17 protein-coding genes and 1 pseudogene are annotated in these 16,368 nt (G+C 72.2%); 9 read left to right on the forward strand and 9 right to left on the reverse strand.

Going from position 1 to position 16,368, the window contains the following annotated elements; translation table 11 throughout:
* Nucleotides 1–536 precede the first annotated feature (536 nt).
* The 3 genes from ACZ4W9_RS05560 to ACZ4W9_RS05570 all read left to right on the forward strand — a co-directional run bounded on the left by ACZ4W9_RS05560 (nt 537) and on the right by ACZ4W9_RS05570 (nt 2,098).
* Nucleotides 537–668: a hypothetical protein gene (locus tag ACZ4W9_RS05560; protein ID WP_467933390.1), complete on the forward strand. Its 132-nt coding sequence runs from the start codon at nt 537–539 to the stop codon at nt 666–668.
* Between the two features lie 84 nt (nt 669–752).
* Nucleotides 753–1,196, forward strand: coding sequence for a sec-independent translocase (locus ACZ4W9_RS05565; RefSeq protein WP_467933391.1), 444 nt, complete (start codon nt 753–755; stop codon nt 1,194–1,196).
* Nucleotides 1,197–1,435: 239 nt separating this feature from the next.
* Nucleotides 1,436–2,098 (forward strand): hypothetical protein, encoded by a 663-nt coding sequence (locus tag ACZ4W9_RS05570; protein ID WP_467933392.1) that lies wholly within the window; start codon nt 1,436–1,438, stop codon nt 2,096–2,098.
* A gap of 85 nt (nt 2,099–2,183) precedes the next feature.
* Here ACZ4W9_RS05570 and ACZ4W9_RS05575 read toward each other — a convergent pair whose 3' ends face one another.
* Genes ACZ4W9_RS05575 through ACZ4W9_RS05585 form a run of 3 tightly spaced genes read right to left on the reverse strand, consistent with a single transcriptional unit; the run spans nt 2,184 to nt 5,251 of the window.
* Nucleotides 2,184–3,317 carry an Mrp/NBP35 family ATP-binding protein gene (locus ACZ4W9_RS05575; protein ID WP_318201544.1) on the reverse strand — a complete coding sequence of 378 codons (1,134 nt, stop codon included), beginning with the start codon at nt 3,315–3,317 and terminating at the stop codon, nt 2,184–2,186.
* 43 nt (nt 3,318–3,360) lie between these two features.
* Nucleotides 3,361–3,972: a DUF1003 domain-containing protein gene (locus ACZ4W9_RS05580; RefSeq protein WP_467933394.1), complete on the reverse strand. Its 612-nt coding sequence runs from the start codon at nt 3,970–3,972 to the stop codon at nt 3,361–3,363.
* On the reverse strand, nt 3,962–5,251 hold the full coding sequence (locus ACZ4W9_RS05585) for a magnesium transporter MgtE N-terminal domain-containing protein (RefSeq protein ID WP_467933395.1): 1,290 nt from the start codon (nt 5,249–5,251) through the stop codon (nt 3,962–3,964). The genes ACZ4W9_RS05580 and ACZ4W9_RS05585 overlap by 11 nt, the downstream gene beginning before the upstream one ends.
* 190 nt (nt 5,252–5,441) lie before the next feature.
* Between ACZ4W9_RS05585 and ACZ4W9_RS05590 the strand changes: the two genes are divergently transcribed.
* Entirely contained in the window at nt 5,442–6,188 is a 747-nt protein-coding gene (locus ACZ4W9_RS05590) for a hypothetical protein (RefSeq protein ID WP_467933396.1), read from the forward strand.
* Nucleotides 6,189–6,748: 560 nt separating this feature from the next.
* Here ACZ4W9_RS05590 and ACZ4W9_RS05595 read toward each other — a convergent pair.
* On the reverse strand, nt 6,749–7,264 hold the full coding sequence (locus ACZ4W9_RS05595; protein WP_467933398.1) for a hypothetical protein: 516 nt from the start codon (nt 7,262–7,264) through the stop codon (nt 6,749–6,751).
* Nucleotides 7,265–7,306: 42 nt separating this feature from the next.
* Entirely contained in the window at nt 7,307–8,431 is a 1,125-nt protein-coding gene (locus ACZ4W9_RS05600) for a magnesium and cobalt transport protein CorA (RefSeq protein ID WP_467933399.1), read from the reverse strand.
* Between the two features lie 458 nt (nt 8,432–8,889).
* On the opposite strand from ACZ4W9_RS05600, the gene ACZ4W9_RS05605 reads away from it, so the two are divergent.
* Nucleotides 8,890–9,474 carry a suppressor of fused domain protein gene (locus ACZ4W9_RS05605; protein WP_467933400.1) on the forward strand — a complete coding sequence of 195 codons (585 nt, stop codon included), beginning with the start codon at nt 8,890–8,892 and terminating at the stop codon, nt 9,472–9,474.
* A 52-nt stretch (nt 9,475–9,526) separates the two neighbouring features.
* On the opposite strand, the gene ACZ4W9_RS05610 is transcribed toward ACZ4W9_RS05605, so the two are convergent.
* Nucleotides 9,527–10,750, reverse strand: coding sequence for an MFS transporter (locus ACZ4W9_RS05610; protein ID WP_467933402.1), 1,224 nt, complete (start codon nt 10,748–10,750; stop codon nt 9,527–9,529).
* Between the two features lie 169 nt (nt 10,751–10,919).
* On the opposite strand from ACZ4W9_RS05610, the gene ACZ4W9_RS05615 reads away from it, so the two are divergent.
* The 3 genes from ACZ4W9_RS05615 (at nt 10,920) to ACZ4W9_RS05625 (ending at nt 13,234) form a co-directional block, all read left to right on the forward strand.
* Nucleotides 10,920–11,561 (forward strand): DUF6758 family protein, encoded by a 642-nt coding sequence (locus tag ACZ4W9_RS05615; protein ID WP_467933403.1) that lies wholly within the window; start codon nt 10,920–10,922, stop codon nt 11,559–11,561.
* Nucleotides 11,562–11,697: 136 nt separating this feature from the next.
* Nucleotides 11,698–12,555, forward strand: a complete 858-nt coding sequence (locus ACZ4W9_RS05620) for a PHP domain-containing protein (RefSeq protein ID WP_467933405.1) — start codon at nt 11,698–11,700, stop codon at nt 12,553–12,555.
* Nucleotides 12,556–12,628: 73 nt separating this feature from the next.
* Nucleotides 12,629–13,234, forward strand: a complete 606-nt coding sequence (locus ACZ4W9_RS05625) for a MarC family protein (protein ID WP_467933406.1) — start codon at nt 12,629–12,631, stop codon at nt 13,232–13,234.
* 55 nt (nt 13,235–13,289) lie between these two features.
* Here the strand turns inward: ACZ4W9_RS05625 and ACZ4W9_RS05630 are convergent, their stop codons facing one another.
* Entirely contained in the window at nt 13,290–13,442 is a 153-nt protein-coding gene (locus ACZ4W9_RS05630) for a hypothetical protein (protein ID WP_467933407.1), read from the reverse strand.
* 207 nt (nt 13,443–13,649) lie between these two features.
* Here ACZ4W9_RS05630 and ACZ4W9_RS05635 point away from each other — a divergent pair, with 207 nt between their 5' ends.
* Entirely contained in the window at nt 13,650–14,558 is a 909-nt protein-coding gene (locus tag ACZ4W9_RS05635; protein ID WP_467933408.1) for an NYN domain-containing protein, read from the forward strand.
* Here the strand turns inward: ACZ4W9_RS05635 and ACZ4W9_RS05640 are convergent.
* Together ACZ4W9_RS05640 and ACZ4W9_RS05645 are read right to left on the reverse strand one after the other, a co-directional pair.
* Nucleotides 14,555–15,448 carry an alpha/beta fold hydrolase gene (locus ACZ4W9_RS05640; protein WP_467933410.1) on the reverse strand — a complete coding sequence of 298 codons (894 nt, stop codon included), beginning with the start codon at nt 15,446–15,448 and terminating at the stop codon, nt 14,555–14,557. The genes ACZ4W9_RS05635 and ACZ4W9_RS05640 overlap by 4 nt on opposite strands.
* Nucleotides 15,449–15,651: 203 nt before the next feature.
* Nucleotides 15,652–16,368, reverse strand: a pseudogene (locus ACZ4W9_RS05645) (DEAD/DEAH box helicase); the annotation flags it as partial.

Here is a 16,368-nt window from a genome sequence, read left to right on the forward strand (position 1 = left end):
CCGTGCCCGGGGCGACCCGGGACGGCGGACGACGTCCCGTGGCCGCCGCAGCGCGCGGTCGCGGCCCAGCCGTGGGGAGAGCATGAACGAGGGGAACGGTGTGCCGTCGCCGGAAGGACCACGGGGACCGGCGGGGCCGACCCCGGCCGTGCCGGCCCCGCCCCAACCCCCCGCCCCCGACGGCGACTTCGAACTGGCCAAGCCGGCCCCGGCCGCGCCGCACCGCACCGGCGCGGATGCCACAGCGGAGGCGGAGGGCACCGTCGCGGGGGCCGGGACAGAGGCGCGGGGGACCGCCGCAGAAGGTGAGGCGGCGGCCGGCGAGACCGCCGCGGGCGCCGTACTGCACACGGCCACGGCCGGCGAGGCCGCCGTACCCGACCCCGACGAGCCGGTCAGGCCCCTGCACGACCCCGACCCCTACAGCACCCCGCCCTACGGCGAACCCGGCCCCTGGGCCCCCGCCCCGCCCGTGCAGCACCCGGCGGCCACGTCTGAAGCCGGGCGACGTCATTACCGAGGCCGGCGGCCGGCGCGTGCGCACCGGACGGGAACTGATCGTCAGGATCCGCGCCCACCGGCCCGGCGACCGGCTGCGGCTGACGGTCGAACGCGGCGGTACGCGGCGGGAGGTGTCACTCGTGCTGGGCGCGTCCGAGCGGAACTGACAGAAGTCTCACCTCGGGACGGTACCGGTCGGACGGGATGGCCGGGTACCGTTGAGCGACCGAGGACATCGCAAGGAGCGTCAGGTGTTCAATGACATAGGGCCACTGGAGCTGGTGACCATCATCGTGCTCGCCGTGCTCGTCTTCGGTCCGGACAAGCTCCCCAAGGTCATCCAGGACGTGATGCGCACGATCCGGAAGATCCGCGAGTTCTCCGAGAGCGCCAAGCAGGACATCCGTGACGAACTGGGTCCGCAGTTCAAGGACTTCGAGTTCGAGGATCTCAACCCCAAGACCTTCCTCCGCAAGCAGCTGGACAACGAGGACCTGGGCCTGAAGGAGATCCGCAACGGCTTCGACCTGAAGAAGGAGATGGCCGAGGTCACGGACGCCGTCCACGGCCGCGACGGCGAGGCGCCGTCCTTGCCCTCCTCCTCGTCCCCGTCCTCCGGCGGACGCGTCGACATGACGAAGAAGCCCGAGGGCCCCGGCGACGACCGCCCGCCCTTCGACGCGGACGCCACATAAGCCCCGTTTCCTCCTCCCGACACGCAGGTGGGCGTACGCCGCACACGTGACGTGTTTCATAGCGTGCGCCCGTCGCACACGGCCTGAACAGGCCGTTCGCGCGACCCACGCATCCAGCGCCTTGCCCTGCCGCTCTCAGCGGTGTGGATATGCTGCCGAGTTGTTGTGCGGACCGGACGCGTACGCCCGAAGGGGGGCGGGCCACCCGGTCCGACGAGAGCGAGGAGGCGTCCGGGCAGATGGAGACGACGAGTCGGGTGGGCGCGCAGGCGCCGGCCGCGGAGGGCGGACAACAGCTCCCCTCCGGCCGGCGTGCGGTCGACGGTTACCTGCGGGCGCCCTTCCCGTGGTACGGGCTCGACGAGGCGTTCACCGGGCCGCGCTGGCTGATGCAGGTCGGCGCGACGGCCGACGGCGCCGTGGAACACGGTTCGATCGGGCACGGGGACGAGCCCTCGGTGCGGGGCGAGTCCGGCACCGGGGAGTCCCGGGAGAAGTTCACGGTGGTCGTGACCGTCGCCGCGCAGCCGTCCCGGCGCAGTGCCGACGGCACGGGGCTGCTGGAGGCGACGTCGGTGTCCTCCGCGGCGTGGCTGGCCGGGGTGGGGCTGCTGTCGTTCACCTGGCCGGGGCAGATGGACCACAGCCTGCGGGACGACTGGCTGGAGCAGCAGACCGAGACGGCGTGGGCCCTGGCCGACGACCTCGAGGGACCGGAGTGGAGCCGGCTCTCCCTGCCGGTGGACGGGACCGCGGCGTCGTTCTACTACCGGGAGTCCGCGTACGGATGGGTGCTGGCCGGTACGACCGGGGCGGGGGTCCACCTGGGCGCGTACGGGCGGGGCATGAGCGCGTACGGGCTCGGGTTCGCCGTGGTCGAGGACGTGGCCGCGTACGCCTGACGAACGCGTACGCATGGTGAAGGCGTACGCGATGACGAAGGGGCGCCGGTGTTCCGGCGCCCCTCGTGAACGTGCTGTAGACCTGTCAGAACTTGTTCTTCGGGGTGATGCCCAGGGACAGGCCCGACAGACCGCGCTGCCTGCCGCCCAGCTTGCCCGCGATCGCGCGCAGGGCCGAGCCCGCCGGGGAGCCGGGGTCGGTCAGGACCACCGGCCTGCCCTCGTCGCCGCCCTCGCGGAGGCGGACGTCGATGGGGATGCTGCCGAGGACCGGGACCGTCGTGCCCGTGGTGCGGGTCAGGCCGTCGGCGACCAGCTGCCCGCCGCCCGTGCCGAACACGTCGACCATCTCGCCGCAGTGCGGGCAGGGCAGGCCGGACATGTTCTCGACCACGCCGACGATCTTCTGGTGGGTCTGCACGGCGATGGAACCGGCGCGCTCGGCGACCTCGGCCGCCGCCTGCTGCGGGGTCGTCACGACCAGGATCTCGGCGTTCGGGACCAGCTGGGCCACGGAGATCGCGATGTCACCGGTGCCGGGCGGCAGGTCCAGCAGCAGGACGTCCAGGTCGCCCCAGTAGACGTCGGCGAGGAACTGCTGGAGGGCGCGGTGCAGCATCGGGCCGCGCCACACGACCGGGGCGTTGCCCGGCGTGAACATGCCGATGGAGATGACCTTCACGCCGTTCGCGGACGGCGGCATGATCATGTTCTCGACCTGGGTGGGCCGGCCGTCGGCGCCCAGCATGCGCGGCACGCTGTGGCCGTAGATGTCGGCGTCCACGACACCGACCTTCAGGCCGTCGGCCGCCATGGCCGCCGCCAGGTTCACCGTGACCGAGGACTTGCCGACGCCGCCCTTGCCGGAGGCGACCGCGTAGACCCGGGTGAGGTTGCCCGGCTTGGCGAAGGGGACCTCGCGCTCGGCCTGGCCGCCGCGCAGCGCCGCCGCCAGCTCCTTGCGCTGCTCGTCGCTCATCACGTCCAAAGTGACGTCGACCCGGGTGACGCCCTCGACCCGGGAGACCGCCTCGGTGACGCGTTGCGTGATGGTGTCCCGCATCGGGCAGCCGGACACCGTCAGATACACGGTGACCGCGACCGCTCCGTCCGCGCCGATCTCCACGGACTTGACCATCCCGAGTTCGGTGATCGGGCGGTTGATCTCGGGGTCGTTCACCGTCGCCAGTGCCTCGCGCACCGCGTCTTCCGTAGCCATAAGGACGATGGTACGGCCCGCCGAGGGGCCTGAGGGATGCCCTTCAGCGGTCGTCTGTGTCACGTCCCGGCGGGCGTTCCGTCCCTTCCGCCGGGAATACGACCTGACCCGCGTGCCCGTCGTGCCGGCGGTGCTCCTCCAGCTCCTTCACCAGGTCCTGGAGCTCGGAGCGGATCCAGTCGCGGGTGGCCACCTCGCCCAGCCCCATGCGCAGCGCGGCCACCTCCCGGGTCAGGTACTCGGTGTCGGCGATGGACCGCTCGTTCTGCTTGCGGTCCTGCTCCAGATTGACCCGGTCGCGATCGTCCTGCCTGTTCTGCGCGAGCAGGATCAGCGGGGCCGCGTAGGACGCCTGGAGGGACAGCATCAGGGTGAGGAAGATGAACGGGTACTCGTCGAACCGCAGATGGCGGGGCGCGGCGACGTTCCACAGCACCCACACGATGATGACGACCGTCATCCAGACGATGAAGCGCCCCGTGCCGAGGAACCGGGCGATCTTCTCCGACAGCCGTCCGAAGGCCTCCGGGTCCCACTCGGGCAGGAACCGGCGCCGGGGCGGGCGCGGCTGGTCCAGCCGGGCCCGGGGCCGGCCGGCGGCCGTGGCGCCCGCCGGATTGCGGTCGCGGGCCGCGGACTCGCGCTCAGGAGCCATGCGGGGGCGCCTCCTCTCCCTCGTCCAGATGGAACTCCGTCTCCCGCCAGTCGTCGGGCAGCATGTGGTCCAGTACGTCGTCCACGGTCACCGCGCCGAGCAGCGACCCCGACTCGTCCACGACGGGCGCCGCCACCATGTCGTAGGCGGCGAAGAACCCGGCGACGACCGGCAGCGCGGCGTCCGGGTCCAAGGGCTGCAGATCGTGGTCCACCAGCGAGCTGACCAGGGTGTACGGCGGGTCGCGCAGCAGCCGCTGGAAGTGCACGGTGCCGAGGTACTTGCCGGTCGGGGTCTCGTCGGGCGGGCGGCAGACGTAGACCTGCGCGGCGAGGGCGGGGGAGAGGTCCTGGTTGCGGACCCGGGCGAGCGCGTCGGCGACGGTGGCGTCCGGGCGCAGCACGATCGGCTCGGTGGTCATCAGACCGCCCGCGGTGTGCTCCTCGTACGCCATCAGGCGGCGCATGTCGGCCGCGTCGGCGGGCTGCATCAGGCTGAGCAGCCGCTCCTTGTCCTCCTCGGGCAGTTCGCCCAGCAGGTCGGCCGCGTCGTCCGGGTCCATCGCCTCCAGCACGTCCGCCGCGCGCTCCTCCTTCAGCTTGCCGAGGATCTCGATCTGGTCGTCCTCCGGCAGCTCCTCCAGGACGTCGGCGAGCCGGTCGTCGTCCAGGGCGGCGGCCACCTCCGCGCGCCGCTTCGGGGACAGGTGGTGCAGGACGTTGGCGAGGTCGGCGGGGCGCAGCTGCTCGAAGGTGGCGAGCAGGCTCTCGGCGCCCTGCCCGTGCTCCTCCAGGGAGAACCCGGTGACGGCCGACCACTCGGCGGTCAGCGTCTCCCCCTTCGCCCGCCGGAAGGCGCCGCCCTTGCGTCCCTTGCGCAGGAACACCCGGTCGACCTCCCAGTCCCGGCGGGCGGGCAGCTGCTGCACGGACACGTCGAGGACGGTCACCTCCTCGCCGGTCTCCACCAGCGTCACCCGCCGGTCCAGCAGCTCGCCGAAGACCAGCCGCTCGGTGGGCCGCTGCTCGAAGCGCCGGACGTTGACCACGCCGGTGGTGATGACCTGGCCCGACTCGATGCCGGTCACCCGGGTCATGGGCAGGAAGATCCGGCGCCGGGTGGACAGCTCCACGACCAGTCCCAGGACGCGCGGGGGCCGTCTGCCGACGCGCAGCATGACGACCAGGTCGCGGACGCGGCCCACCTGGTCGCCGGCCGGATCGAAGACGGGGACCCCGGCCAGGTGCGAGACGAAGATCCGGGGGGCGCCGGCTGCCATGTCGGTGCTTCCTTTGCGTGGGGGTCTGTGCGCATTGCTCGGTTATGCCCGCACGGGTGCGCTTCAGGCTAGCCCGTCCTGATCGGATACGCCCTGGTGGGCGGTCCGGACGGACTGGCTCCGCCGGGCGGGTGGAGCCCCGGTACCCTGCGTACGCCGCTCAGGAACCGTCAGAAAGGCAGCTTCCTCCGTGACTGCGATCCCCCGGGGCCGTACCGGCCGCACCGCTTGGGCGACCACGGCCTGCGCACTGGCCGTGACGGGAGCGCTGGCGCTGTCTGGGTGCGGGGGCGGCGACGATCCCGACGCCGGGACGAACGGGGTCGGCAAGCTGCCCGCCGACCGGATCCAGGCGAGGACCCGGGCCGCGGCGGACGCGGCGAGCGCGGTACGGCTGTCCGGGACCGTGGTCAGCAGCGGCCGTACGTACCGGCTGGACATGCGGCTCAAGGCCGACGGCGGCACCGGGTCGGTGACCGCGCAGGGCACGACGTTCAAGCTGCTGCGGATCGGCGAGGAGCTGTATCTCAAGGCCGGCGCGGACTTCTGGAGCCACGCGGACGGCGGCGACGACGCCTCGGGCAAGCTGGACGGCAAGTACGTGAAGGTGCCGCAGGGGGACCCCGCGTACAAGAAGTTCAGCGGCTTCACGGACAAGGACGTCCTCCTCGACGGGCTGCTGACGCTGCACGGCGCGCTGGCGACGGACGGCCGGCACGCCGACGGGTCGGGTGCCCGCACGATCCGCATCACCGGCGACCAGGGTTCCGGCGGCACGCTGGACGTGTCCCTCCAGGGCACCCCCTACCCGCTGCGGCTGGTCAGGGCCGGTGACGCGGGGACGCTCCGCTTCTCGGACTGGGGCCGGAACTTCACCGTCGAGGAACCGGCGAAGTCGGAAACGGTGGACTACGGCCGGCAGCTCCCGACGTCGTAGCCGTAGCCGTAGCCGTAGCCGCAGCCGCAGCGGGCCGGCCGGCTCAGGGCGACTCGGCGGCGAGCGGAGAGCCGGCGACAGCGGAAGGCGGCGACCGAGGGCACCCCTGGGAGCCCCGGCATCTTGCACCTGCCGCGTCACCCACCAGCCCCCGCAGCACTCCGGCGCCGCCGAAAGCAGGCGGCCGTCTCCGTCACCCTGCCCGGCGGTGTGGAAAGACCGCTGTTCGTCTCTGCCGAGCCGCTCCGGCGGTGTGGGGAGCATGCGGCCCGTCTCCGCCGTGCCACATGGCGGTGTGGAAGGCCGCTGTTCGTCGCTGCTGCGGCGCCCTGGCACCGCCGAAAAGACGCGGCCCGTCTCCGTCACCCTGCCCGGCGGTGCGGAAGGACGCCGTCCGTCTCCGCCGCGCCGCCCGGCGACGCCGAAGGGACGCCGCCCGTCTCCGCCGCGCAGCCCGGCGGTCCCGAACGAACGCCGTCCGCCCCCCGCCCGCGCGCCCCGAACGAAGGCCGGGCCGACCCGGCACCCGGTCCGGCGGTGCCGTGGCCGGGGTCAGTGCGTCATTTCCTCTTGCCGCGCCGCATCAGCAGCTTCGGCAGGCCCGCCGGTACCGGCTCGCGCGTGGTGACCGGAGTCGGGACCGGGCGCTCCGCAAGGCTGCCGTCGGGCAGTGGGGTCACCGCACCCGTCGGCACCAGGCGCAGCACCCGGCACTCGCGGGCCCAGCGGGCCGGCATCTCCTCGCCGTCGGGGGCGTTCAGCCGCTTGCCCTTCAGCTCGGCGACCGTCGCCTCCCACACCTCGGTCCCGGGCGCCGCCTCGGACACGGTGACCGGGAACGTCACCAGCCGGCCGCCCTTGTCCTTGCTGCGCACGCTCACCTCGGCAAGGCCCCCGTCGGCGAGCCCCGCCAGCGGCTGCTCACCCGGCCCGTCGCCGACGACGCACACCGCGCCCTCGTGCCATACGTGCCACAGCGCCCGCGCGGCCGGGGCACCGGCGCCCCTCACCCAGACGAGGCCGGACTTCTTCGCGGCCTCCTCGATGAGGGCCCGGTCGAGCAGCTCGCTTGTCATGTGCCCCAGCCTATCCAGGCGCCGCCGGCCCGCACCGGCCGCTCACAGCCAGCCGTTGCGCTTCAGCGTGCGGTGGATGCCCAGGCAGATCGCGGCGGTGATGCCCATGATCACCGGGTAGCCGTACCGCCAGTGCAGCTCGGGCATGTGCTCGAAGTTCATGCCGTACACCCCGCACACCATCGTCGGTACGGCGATGATGGCCGCCCACGCGGTGATCTTGCGCATGTCCTCGTTCTGCGCGACGGACGCCTGGGCGAGATTGGCCTGGAGGATGGAGTTGAGCAGCTCGTCGAAGCCCATGACCTGCTCCTGCACCCGGGCCAGGTGGTCGGCGACGTCCCGGAAGTACTTCTGGATGTCCGGGTCGATCAGCCGCATCGGCCGCTCGCTCAGCAGTTGCATGGGCCGCAGCAGCGGCGCCACCGCACGCTTGAACTCCAGTACCTCGCGCTTGAGTTGGTAGATGCGCGCGGAGTCGACACCGCGCGAGACCCCGCCCTTGCGGCCGGGCGAGAAGACCTCGGTCTCCACCTCGTCGATGTCGTCCTGCACCGCGTGCGCGACCGCGATGTAGCCGTCCACCACATGGTCGGCGATGGCGTGCAGCACGGCCGAGGGGCCCTTGGCCAGCAGCTCCGGGTCGTCCTGGAGGCGGTGGCGCAGCGTGCGCAGCGAGCCCTGGCCGCCGTGCCGGACGGTGATGAAGAAGTCCCGCCCGGTGAAGCACATGACCTCCCCGGTCTCGACGACCTCGCTGGTGGCGGTGAGCCGGTCGTGCTCGACGTAGTGGATGGTCTTGAACACCGTGAACAGCGAGTCGTCGTAGCGCTCCAGCTTGGGCCGCTGGTGTGCCTGGACGGCGTCCTCCACGGCCAGCGGGTGCAGCCCGAACTCGCTGGCGATACCCGCAAATTCCTCCTCGGTCGGCTCGTGCAGCCCGATCCAGACGAACCCGCCGTCGCGGCGCACCCGCCGCATCGCCTCCTGCGGGCTCAGCGGCCCCGCGCTCTGCACCCGGGCGCCGTCGCGGTAGACGGCGCAGTCGACGACGGCCGAGGGCGTCGCGGGGTCGCGCGTGGTGTCGTACGACGTCCCGGGGTCCTTGCGCAGCGAGACGCGGGACGAGGGGCGGACCACGGCACGCAGGTCGCGGATCATCGACATGGGCAGGCTCCTTCGCGGGCGGGCGGCGAAAGCGCGCGGCAACGGGTGGAACTACCCGGAATGGGGACGTCCTGGCTGTGCGTGCGGGGCACGTCCACAAAGCGGGGAGCACCGCACCGTCGCGGTGGCGGATTCACTGCCGATGCAGAACTGATGCAGATCAGACAGATCAGGCAAAGCGAAACGAGGTGCTCTTCCGAACGACGATGCGCAAAGGAAGACGGCGGCCAGCCGGTAACTGTGTCAGCGGCCGGAAGAGCGAGTGGTACTGCACGGTCGACTTCGATCCATGGCAGCCCCACCTCCTCCGGCCGGTCCCTCGTAAGGGAGTCTCAACGGTGTCGGGACTTGACAGCGACGCTTCCGCGTGTCGCCCCGAACCACCGGCTCAGAGTACCAGCCGCCCGTACTGTCAAGGTGCCGCTTTGCCCGCTGCTGACGAGTTCTATGCTCGCCGCATGGCTGATGTTCTTCCTCTGGTCGAGGCCCGGTTGACCACCGCGCTGGGCGAGCCGGACGCGCGCGCCGCCGTCACCTTCCTCGGCACGGACCGCATCGAGGTGCTCCGCTTCCACGAGGGGGACGTCGTCCGGTACGCCACCCTCGGGATGTCCCGGCAGCCCATGACCGACCCCACGGCGATGCTCGCCGACCCGGTCGAGGGGCCGCGCGCCGAACTGGTGCTGTCCGTCCGCGCGGGCCTCGCCGACACCGACAAACTGCTCCGCCCGCTCGCCGTCCTGGCCGCGAGCCCGCAGGTGGAGGGCCTGGTGGTGGCCCCCGGCGCCTCCCTGGACGTGGGCGGGCCGCTGTGGCCCGGCGCCCCCTTCACCTCGGTCCTGGTGGGCGAGCCCGGCGGGCTGGTGGAGGACCTGGAGCTGGACGCCCCGATGGACCCCGTACGGTTCCTGCCGCTGCTGCCGATGACCCCGAACGAGGCCGCCTGGAAGCGGGTGCACGGCGCCCAGGCCCTCCAGGAACGCTGGCTGGCGAACGGGACGGACCTGAGGGACCCCGCCCGCACATCCGTCCCGCTGGACTGACCCGGCACCGGCCGCAGGGTGACCGATCTCACCAACGCAAGGCCGGATCCGGTCAGTTGGCGAAGACCCCGACGCCGTCCTCGGTCGCGTGCCCCGGCTGGAGCCGCTCCGCCTCGTGGACGAGGGCCCGGCGCCGGACGACGACCACGAGCGCGCCCAGCACCGCCGTGACGGCCGCGACCACGAACGGGATGTGGATGTCGGTCCACTCCTCGATCTTCGGGGCGAAGTAGGGCGCCGCCGCGGCGGCGAACCAGCGCACGAAGTTGTAGCCCGCGCTGGCCACCGGCCGCGGGGCGTCCGACACGCCGAGGGCCAGCTCGGTGTAGACGGTGTTGTTCACGCCGATGAAGGCGCCGGACAGGATCGTGCAGACGATGGCCGCGGTGTGGCCGCCGTAGCCGAGCACGAGCACGTCCGCCGCGAGCAGCACCAGCGAGCCGCCGAGCACCTTCAGCGAACCGAACCGCTTCTGCATGCGCGGGGCCACGATCACCGAGAAGACGGCGAGCAGCAGACCCCAGGCGAAGAACACCGCGCCCGACCGGTACGGCGTCATGTCCAGCACGAACGGCGTGAAGGCCAGCACGGTGAAGAAGGTGTAGTTGTAGAAGAACGCCGAGACCGCCGCCGAGGCCAGGCCGCCGTGGCCGAGCGCCTTGAGCGGGTCCAGGACCGAGGTCTTGCGGGCCGGCCGGGGCTGTTCCCCCAGGAACGCCGTGACGCACAGGAAGCCGACCGCCATCAGCGTCGCCGTGCCGAAGAAGGGGTAGCGCCAGCTGGCGTTGCCGAGGACCGCGCCGAGCAGCGGGCCGCAGGCCATGCCGAGGCCGAGCGCGGACTCGTACAGCAGGATCGCCGCCGCGCTGCCCCCGGCCGCCGCGCCCACGATCACCGCGAGGGCGGTGGAGACGAACAGCGCGTTGCCGAGGCCCCAGCCGGCCCGGAACCCGACGAGCTGGCCGACCGAGCCGGAGGTGCCGGCCAGGCCCGCGAACACGACCACGAACGCGAGGCCGAGCAGCAGGGTCTTCTTGCCGCCGATCCGGCTGGAGACGAAGCCGGTCAGCAGCATGGCGACGGCCGTGATCAGGAAGTACGAGGTGAAGAGCAGGGACACCTGGCTGGCGGTGGCATCGAGGCCCTGGGCGATCGACGGCAGGATCGGGTCGACGAGGCCGATGCCCATGAAGGCGACGACGGAGGCGCCGGCCGTGGCCCAGACCGCCTTGGGCTGTCGCAGGATGCCGCCGGCTCCCGCGTCTAGGGGGTCCATGTGCTTCTCCCGTCCTCACTGGATAGTTGGGTTATACACATAGTAAGTTAGCACATCTAATTAATGCAAGATACATCTATATCGGCCGGTCAGGCGTATGGTCGGCTCTTCCGTCCGGACGGGTGATCATCCTTGACGTGGGCGGTCGGGGGTAGGACCGTGGAGGTCTATGAGGGGCGAACCCAGTTGCCCGAGATGTGGTGGCCGGGTCAGGGCTCCCGGACTCTTCGCCGATGCGTGGCAGTGCGATGTGCACGGCACGGTGTATCCGCTGCAGCCCGTGATCCCGCCCAGCGTCGAGGCGCTCAACGTCGTCGTGCACCGCACCCAGGTGCCGGTGTGGATGCCGTGGCCGCTGCCGGTCGGATGGCTGTTCACGGGTGTGGCGTACGCCGGGGACGACCGCAGCGGCGGCCGCGCGACCGCGGTGGCCTGCTCGGGCCCCGGCCCCCTCGGCGGCCCCGGTGAGCTGATCCTGATCGCCGAGGAACTGGGTGTCGGCCTCGGGGCGCGCTACGCCGGCATCGACGGCCCGGACCCGGGGTCGTACATGAACGTGGAGAAGCCGCCGCAGGCCAAGGTGCTGGCCGCCGGCCGCCCGACCCCGCTCTGGCACGTCTACCGCACGCCCGACGACCGGGCCGTCTTCGCCGGCGAGGCGCTCGGCATGTGGCTGTGGGCGGTGATCTGGCCCGAGCGGTCCGGACTGCTCATGTACGACGAACTGGTGCTGACGGATCTGCGGGACGCGGGGGCGGAGATAGACCTGGTGCCGTGCGGAGCGCTGTCGCCGCGCCTGCTTCGGCCGTAGCCCCCGAAGGGGCGCGGGGCGGTATGGAATGGCTGGAGTAAAGGTCGCTTCGCGGGTTCGGGTGTGACAGTCGGGGCGGAAAACATCGCTATCCTTAGGTGTCCGTGTCCCTTCCGTCCGTCTGTCTGGAGTCGTCGTGCGCATCGATCTGCACTGCCACTCCATGGCCTCCGACGGTACGGACACCCCGGCCGAGCTGGTGCGCAACGCCGCCGCGGCCGGACTGGACGTCGTCGCGCTGACCGACCACGACACCACCCGCGGGTACGGCGAGGCCATCGCCGCGCTGCCCGAGGGGCTGACCCTGGTCACCGGGGCCGAGCTGTCCTGCCGGGTCGACGGCATCTCGATGCACATGCTGGCCTACCTCTTCGACCCCGAGGAGCCCGCCCTGCTCGCCGAGCGCGAGCTGGTCCGGGACGACCGGGTGCCGCGGGCCAAGGGCATGATCGCCAAGCTGAACGCGCTGGGCGTGCCGGTCACCTGGGAGCAGGTCGAGCGGATCGCCGCCGGCGGTTCCGTCGGGCGTCCGCACCTCGCCACCGCGCTGGTGGAGCTGGGGGTCGTCCCGACGGTGGGCGACGCGTTCACCGAGGACTGGCTGGCCGACGGCGGGCGGGCCTTCGTGGAGAAGCACGAGACCGACCCCTTCGAGGCGATACGGCTGGTCAAGGCCGCGGGCGGGGTCTGTGTCTTCGCCCACCCGGCCGCCGCCAAGCGGGGCCGCACCGTGCCGGACTCCCGGATCGCGGAGATGGCCGAGGCCGGACTGGACGGCATCGAGGTCGACCACATGGACCACGACGCCGACGCCCGGGCCCGGCTGCGCGGTCTGGCGAAGGAGCTGGGACTGCTGGTCACGGGCTCCTCCGACTACCACGGCAGCCGCAAGACCGTGACGCTGGGCGCGTACACGACCGACCCCGAGGTGTACGGGGAGATCACCCGGCGGGCGACGGGCGCGTTCCCGGTGCCGGGCGCCGGCGGAGCCTGAGGCCCTCCGGGGCCGGTCCGCCGCACCCCCTCACGCCCGTTCTTCCTCTTCTCGCAAGGCCTGCACTTCCCCCATGTTCGACATCGCCGTCTTCGGCTCCCTGTTCCTGACCCTTTTCGTCATCATGGATCCCCCCGGGATCACCCCGATCTTCCTCGCCCTGACCGCCGGACGGCCGGCCAAGGTGCAGAAGCGGATGGCTCTCCAGGCCGTCTGCGTGGCGGGCGGCGTCATCGCCGTCTTCGGCGTCCTGGGCCACCAGATCCTCAACTACCTGCACGTCTCCGTGCCCGCGCTGATGATCGCGGGCGGGCTGCTGCTCCTGCTGATCGCGCTGGACCTGCTCACCGGCAAGACCGACGAGCCGAAGCAGACCAAGGACGTCAACGTCGCCCTCGTGCCGCTCGGCATGCCGCTGCTCGCGGGGCCCGGTGCGATCGTGTCCGTCATCCTGGCCGTGCAGAAGGCCCACAGCGTGACCACGCAGATCTCGGTGTGGTCCGCGATCCTCGCCATCCATGTCGTGCTGTGGCTGGTGATGCGCTACTCGCTGCTGATCATCCGGGTCATCAAGGACGGCGGTGTCGTCCTGGTGACACGGCTCGCGGGCATGATGCTCTCCGCGATCGCCGTGCAGCAGATCATCAACGGCGTCACTCAGGTGATCCGGGGGAGCTGACCCTCGTCGGCTCGGCTCCCCCGGAAAGCTTGAGTGGCGAAAGCCCGCGTACGGGCTACGAGGCCTGGGCCTCGGCCGGGCGGATCCACAGGCGCTGTCCGATGGCGGCGGCCTGCTGAACGATCCGGTTGACGGAGGCGGCGTCCACGACGGTGCTGTCGACGGCGGTACCGTCGATCTCGTCGAGTCGCATGATTTCGAAGCGCATGGGCTTCTCCCTTCGTCTGGTCATCCTCCTGCGGAGAACTACTGGTGTGACAGCCGGTGTATCCGGTGTCGTACGTAGTCAACGCTTCCTTTGTTACGAACATTCCCTACGCTAAAGAAATTTTTCGAACAACTAATAACTGACCGGTAAGCGGAGAGGAAGGGGCCGAGTGGGACCGGTTGTGTTCGCACTGTGACCGCCGGGACAATGGAGACAATGAACGACGACCTGGCCGCCACCCTCGAAGCGCACATCGAACGCACGAACGCGCTGCTGGAGCGCATGCTCGCCGAGGTGGCGAAGACTCCCTCGACCCACGCGATCTTCGTCGACGCCGGTTACCTGTACGCCGCCGCCGGCCGGCTGGTCGCCGGGACCGAGGACCGCCGGGCCTTCGACCTGGACGCCGAGGGCCTGATCGACGCCCTGATCGACCGCGCCCGCACCATTTTCGCGGACAGCCGGCTGCTGCGTGTCTACTGGTACGACGGCGCCCGGCGCCGCATCCACACCGCCGAACAGCAGGTCATCGCCGAACTGCCCGACGTCAAGGTCCGCCTCGGCAACCTCAACGCCAACAACCAGCAAAAGGGCGTCGACTCGCTGATCCGCACCGACCTGGAGTCACTGGCGCGGCACCGCGCGATCAGCGACGCGGCCCTCCTCGGCGGCGACGAGGACCTGGTCTCGGCGGTCGAGGCGGCCCAGGGCTACGGCGCCCGCGTCCACCTCTGGGGCGTCGAGGCACCCGAGGGCCGCAACCAGGCCGAGCCGCTGCTCTGGGAGGTCGACAGCCAGCGCACCTTCGACCTGGACTTCTTCAAGCCGTACGTCTCCCGGCGCACGGCCGCCGCCTACGACGCCACCGGCACCGCCCGCCCCACCCGCGAGGCCGTCCGCTTCGTCGGCGCCCAGATCGCGGCCAAGTGGCTCGCCTCCCGGGGCCGGGAAGCCCTCGCCGAACTGTTCCCCGGCCACCCCTACCTGCCCGGCTCCGTCGACCAGGACCTGCTGGTCGAGGCCGAGGAGCTGCTCCAGTACTCCCTGCGCGGCCAGGCGGAGCTGCGCCGCGCGCTCAGGGACGGCTTCTGGGAGCAGCTGCGGACGCAGTTCTAGGCCCGGTCCCGGGCGGTGCCCGCGCTGTCGTCCCAGAAGTCGGCGAGCGCCCGGGCCGTCTCCAGGGGCCGGTCGGTGTTCGGGGAGTGCTCGGCGTCCTCGACGACCGTGCGCCGGGCCCCGAGCCGTACGGCCATGTCGTCGAGGAGCGGCAGCGGCCAGGTGTCGTCCCGCGCGCCCGACAGCACGTGGAACGGCAGTGGCAGGGCCGCCAGTTCGGCGACCCGGTCCGGCTCCGTGCACAACTGGCGCCCGGTGGCCAGCAGCTGGGCGGGCTGGGTGCCCAGCCAGCGGCGCCGCAAGTCGTCCCGGTCGTCCAGGCCGGCGTCGAGCGCGGGCGTCCCCGTCTCCTCCGGCGGCTCCATCGCCTGGATCGTCTCCCACACCTCCGCCATGCTCAGCACCGCGAGGGCGTCCCGGAGCAGCTTCACGCGCTGCCTCTGGGACGCCGAGATCCGCGCCGGGCCGGAGGCCATCAGGGTGAGCGACAGAAAGGGCGAGGGGTCGAGCAGCACGGCCGCGCGCGCGATCTGGCCGCCCAGGGAGTGCCCCAGCAGATGCACCGGGCCGCCGACCGCCTCCGCCTGCGCGAGCACGTCCCGCGCCAGTTCCTCCTGCGCGTAGGCCGCCTCGTCCGCCACCGGGCCGTCCGACTCGAACTGGCCCCGCCCGTCCACGGCGACGGTCCGGTACCCGCGCTCGGCGAGCGGCACGTGCAGCGGATTGAAGTCCTCCTTGCTCCCGGTGAACCCCGGCAGCAGCAGCGCGACCCCCCTCGGCTCGACACCGGCGGCCACCGGCGCGTCGACCACGGCGAACTCCCCGCGCCCCGTCCGCAGCGAGTACGCACGGGCACCGGGCGGCGGAACGAAGGTGGCGGGCCTGCTCATGGGGAGAGGCTATCGGGAGGGGCGGGGCGGGGAGGGCAGTGGATGCCGTCCGGCGAAGGGGGTCGGGTTTCCGTAGGCAGGGGAGCCCGCGGGAGAAGGGCGCCTGTGGGGCTCTCGGTCCGGCTCGGCCGAAGACGCCGATGGCCGGGTCCACTGTCGTGGACCCGGCCATCGGACCGGTACTGCCGTGCCTCGCTGTCGGATCAGGCTTCGGGAGCCTCTGCGGCAGCCGTGGCCTTGCGGGTACGGCGCGGCCCCGGCGCCGTCGCCCCGGCGCCGTCACCGGCCGCCTCGGCGGCGGGCTCCGCCGCCTTGCGGGTCCGGCGCCGCGGCTTGACCGCCGGCTCCTCGGTGGCCTGCGCCGGAATCTCCGGGGCGGCCTCCGCGGCAGCCGTGGCCTTACGGGTCCGGCGCGCCTTCGGAGCGGCGGCCGTTTCCCCGTCACCGGCGTCCGCGGCAGCGGGTGCGGCGGCCGTCTTGCGGGTGCGGCGGGGCTTGGCCTCGGCTTCGGCCTCGGGGGTCTCGGCGGCGGCCGCGGTCTTGCGGGTGCGGCGCGGCTTGGCCTCCGCTTCCGCCTCGGGCGCGACGGTGGCCGTCTTCCGGGTGCGGCGCGGCTTGGCCTCGGTCTCCGCCTCGGGGGCTTCGGCGGCGGCCGCGGTCTTGCGGGTGCGGCGGGGCTTGGCCTCGGCCTCGGTGTCGGCGGCTTCCGGCGTGGCGGCGGCCGTCTTGCGGGTGCGGCGCGGCGTGGGCTCCGCCTCCGCCTCGGCGGTCTCCGGTGCCGTTGCGGCCGTCTTGCGGGTGCGGCGGGGCTTGGCCTCGGCTTCGGCCTCGGGGGCTTCGGCGGCGGCCGCGGTCTTGCGGGTGCGGCGGGGCTTGGCCTCGGCCTCGGTGTCGGCGGCTTCCGGCGTGGCGGCGGCCGT

Source organism: Streptomyces sp. NPDC029296, from assembly GCF_055569255.1.